General features: G+C 46.4%; 6 protein-coding genes. All 6 read right to left on the reverse strand.

Features of this window, described 5'->3' with window-relative positions:
* Positions 1-182: 182 nt before the first annotated feature.
* Positions 183-1,448 carry a PcfJ domain-containing protein gene (locus JZY04_RS20790; RefSeq protein ID WP_004310303.1) on the reverse strand — a complete coding sequence of 422 codons (1,266 nt, stop codon included), beginning with the start codon at positions 1,446-1,448 and terminating at the stop codon, positions 183-185.
* Positions 1,445-1,864, reverse strand: a complete 420-nt coding sequence (locus tag JZY04_RS20795; RefSeq protein WP_004310304.1) for a PcfK-like family protein — start codon at positions 1,862-1,864, stop codon at positions 1,445-1,447. The genes JZY04_RS20790 and JZY04_RS20795 overlap by 4 nt, the downstream gene beginning before the upstream one ends.
* Positions 1,865-1,887: 23 nt before the next feature.
* Positions 1,888-2,109, reverse strand: coding sequence for a hypothetical protein (locus JZY04_RS20800; RefSeq protein WP_008019901.1), 222 nt, complete (start codon positions 2,107-2,109; stop codon positions 1,888-1,890).
* Positions 2,110-2,120: 11 nt separating this feature from the next.
* Positions 2,121-2,336: a hypothetical protein gene (locus JZY04_RS20805; protein ID WP_005643957.1), complete on the reverse strand. Its 216-nt coding sequence runs from the start codon at positions 2,334-2,336 to the stop codon at positions 2,121-2,123.
* A gap of 7 nt (positions 2,337-2,343) precedes the next feature.
* Positions 2,344-2,679 (reverse strand): hypothetical protein, encoded by a 336-nt coding sequence (locus tag JZY04_RS20810; protein ID WP_004310306.1) that lies wholly within the window; start codon positions 2,677-2,679, stop codon positions 2,344-2,346.
* A 62-nt stretch (positions 2,680-2,741) separates the two neighbouring features.
* Positions 2,742-3,152 (reverse strand): hypothetical protein, encoded by a 411-nt coding sequence (locus tag JZY04_RS20815; protein ID WP_032588465.1) that lies wholly within the window; start codon positions 3,150-3,152, stop codon positions 2,742-2,744.
* Positions 3,153-3,495: the final 343 nt, after the last annotated feature.

Genomic DNA, 3,495 nt, shown 5'->3' on the forward strand with positions numbered 1-3,495 from the left:
AAGAACTTGTCAAGTTCGTGTTTCTCGGCAAAGTCCTTGACGCTCGCCCTTAATTGCTCCTCACTCTGACAAAGAGTGAGGAGGTTCATAAATTCAAGGAACATCGTGGGGATTTTATCATCCCATAGGAAAACCATGCTTTCAAATCTTACTTCCATAATGTTAGTTGTTAGATGTCGATATTATGCCGCTTTCATCCGCTGGCGGATAAGGTTGGCGTTCTTGTTCACAAGGGCGATGATGCGGTCGTGGTATTCGGAGTTCTCGTTGCATACGCCACGACACTGCACCACCTCAAAAGTTTTTAGTGACACCTCTATCGTTTCAATTCGTTTTCCGTCAATGGTGGCGGATAGGATAAGGGAGTCTTTTCGTTTGTGGTAACCGCCCACACAATGGTGCATCGTCCTTCCTTCCTCTGCCATTTCTTCCACGCTCTCTATGACTTTGACGCAAATAAGGCTGTCGGTAAAGGCAAGTCCGAAGAATATGCCCTTAGCTTTCAGATATTGTTTCTCGTCCTCAATCGCTTTCCTGCGTTGCTGTTCAGTCCGCTCATGTTTCCTTTGCAGGTTGCGCTTTGCCACCAACTTGTCGTGTTCAACTTTGAGGTCGGCAGGGCAAACGTATTTCGGGCTGTTTGTGTCCTTGCCGAAATGACGCAGGAGGTCTATGGTGTCACGCCACATTGAGCCGTCCTCAATAGTATAGCCGTTGCGGATACATATCTTGATTGAAGCCCAATACTCTCCAATATTGAAAGAGTGGTACAGATAGTAGCGCAACATGGGATATTGCCCTGCCTTCAACAGCGTTTCCGCACGGCTGTCCGACAATAATGCCGGTATTAGTTTGGTGGGTACAATGTCGTGGAAATTGCCGTTAAAGCCGTTTCTGCGGAGCGTCGGCAACACCTTATATCTTGGATATATCGGGGAATATGAGATATGGCGGTACGCTTCATTGTCATTGCGGATAGCAAAAGGAGAAGCGAATGAGAACGTGTCGATGTAGCATCCCAATGTGCGTGGAATGGCAACAACAGCCTTACGCCCTTGTTCATTCCACCAATACTGCCCGATTTCAAGGGCATAGGACTTGGCATTAACCCCTTTCTCCATACCCACGACAAGCAAGAACATTCGTAGCACTTGGTATTCTCCGCTTGTGGTAAGGGTTGTGAAATACTGCTTTTGTCTTACCTTGCGCTGATAGGTGAGGCAGACTTTCAAACTTGCTCCACATTCGGGACACGTACAATGCTCGGTCTGCTCCGTCATTACCCAACTATGACCGCAATCCATACAAGTGGTACGACCTTTCGGCAAGCGGTGTGCATAATGCTCCACGCAATTACGGAATGCCCAATTTATCTGTATCGGGGTTATCGGGCGTAGTTTCTTGCTTTGGGCAAGAACTGCTTTTTCAAATTTGTTTCTCGGTTTCATAAGCCAAAATCAAATAATGAGGGTTGAACTTGGGTTTCTGTTTTCGCCTTTGTCGGCTTGGTGCGGTTCTGCAACTTGCGGAGTTCCTCGTCTTGGTATCTGCGGACTGCCTGCTGACGTGCTTCTGCTTTTTCCTCTGCCGTGAGTTCCACAATGTGGTTCACCGCCACTTGGCATTGGATAGGCTTGCCCACCTCAATCTCGTTCTCGTCATAGTAGTGTACTGCTTGTCCGTATATCTCTCCGTCCGTGAAGCCGTTACAACCGCTTTTCTGCACATAGTTCAGAATGTAGGTTACGCAATCGTCAATGTTCTTGGCTGGATTGCGGTAGTTCTTCGCAAAGAGCGTGTCTTCCTCCGCACGTTGTTCCAAATACATCTGTATCGTTCTCTTGAAATGGTCTGTTCCTTTCATATCGCTGTCGTTTTTATGAGTTGTCAAATAGTATGTTTCAAAATCTCCCTCCAATAAATCGGCTCAACCTCGCTCAATAGGAAGTCTATAAAGTCCTTCCGTGCGTCCTTGTTCAGTTCGTGGTAGAGTCCACGGAACACGGACATATTGCCGTTGAGGTATGTTTCCACCATGTACTCGAAGATGTTGCCCACCTCGTAGTATCTGCATTGTTGCTCCACTGTCTTGCTTCTTCTCTTTGCCATGTCGGTAGGGATTAAAGGGTGAATAACCAAAGAATGAAGCCGAAGAACAGGATAACGGAAAGAATAGCCACGATTACCCCTATTGCCACTCGGAACACTCCGTTTATTATCTCTCTGACGATGTACCAAAGGATGCCGGACACCCAAAAGGCGGTGCGCATGATTAGGGTGCATATCGCAAGCCCTATGTATTGCGCCATTTGTCTGAAATTTACCGTTGCTGTCATAGCCGTATCATTTGTTAAGTTCCACGATGCTGTCTATCCTGCCGTATAGGAAACTGCGGAGTGCGGTCTTGTCGGTAGCCTTGTATTCCGCCCAATGTCCATACTGCTTTACAATGTAGGTTCGGAGAATGTCGGAAAAGTCAAACATCCAACCTTGCAAGGGTACTGCGCTCTTGAAATAGGTGTTGCTGTTCACGTTGCGTGTAAGCCAATCCTTTTCCTCTCGGCTCAATTTCTCACCATTGTTCAGTTTGGTGCGAAGTCCGTACACCTTGCTGCCTTGCAGGTTCTCCAAACTTGGTACTTCCCATGCCACGAATTTTGTTGCTATTGCCGTTCTCATATCCGTTTTGTTTTTGATTTTTTGTTTTTTAATGCGGATTCAAGAGCTGAGGGAGTTGAGTTTCAAACTATCTTATCTGCTTCTCGTTTATCCGACATTTTTTTTAATGCGTCTTTCTGTCGCATCGGTCGTTTTCGTTTCGGGTGCTTAAAAAGGTAGGGATTAGGGAATGCAAGGTTTTTCGGAAAAATACTACCCGAAAGGCTGGAGATTTTTCCAGAAAACAGGAGGCTTGACCTTGCTTTCCCGTACAATCCCGGAGTTACCTTTGCACCCAGCACGAAAATGACTGCCTGATGCGGCTCACTGAAAGGCGCGAAAATGGAGGTAAACGGAAGTGGAGGCAGATTAGACAGGAAAACTTCAAAAGAGAAATCCGTGAAAAAGACATCCCCAACAGAAAAGAACATAGCCGGTAGCGTGAAACCGAGCAAACCATCGGCAAGGAAGTATGTTTTTATCTGTTTGGCCAAACGTGTTTGGTCGGATGGATAAAATCATTCTTCCCGGTTTGTCTGCCGTGAGTGACGGCTTGTTCCATTTATGGAATGTGCGGTCATACACGGCTTTCCGCTTCCGGCTCAAAAGGACAACGAAAAAAGAAAAATCGTCAAAACCCCGTAAAAGCACCTCTTTGGCATAAGCACAAAAGAAAGGGGCCTTGTCTCATCAGTCTAAACTATTGTTTAGGCATGAGGCAAAGCCCTTTTCTCCGCTTATGCGGCAGTCGGCACACGTTCGTTCAAAATCTTTTTGGGCGATGGTGTGCTGACGGATAAAATCGCTTTTACGGAAAAACTTGTGTGAGAAGAAAAA

The organism is Bacteroides sp. 11BF, assembly GCF_019633765.1.
GTDB lineage: Bacteria > Bacteroidota > Bacteroidia > Bacteroidales > Bacteroidaceae > Bacteroides > Bacteroides hominis.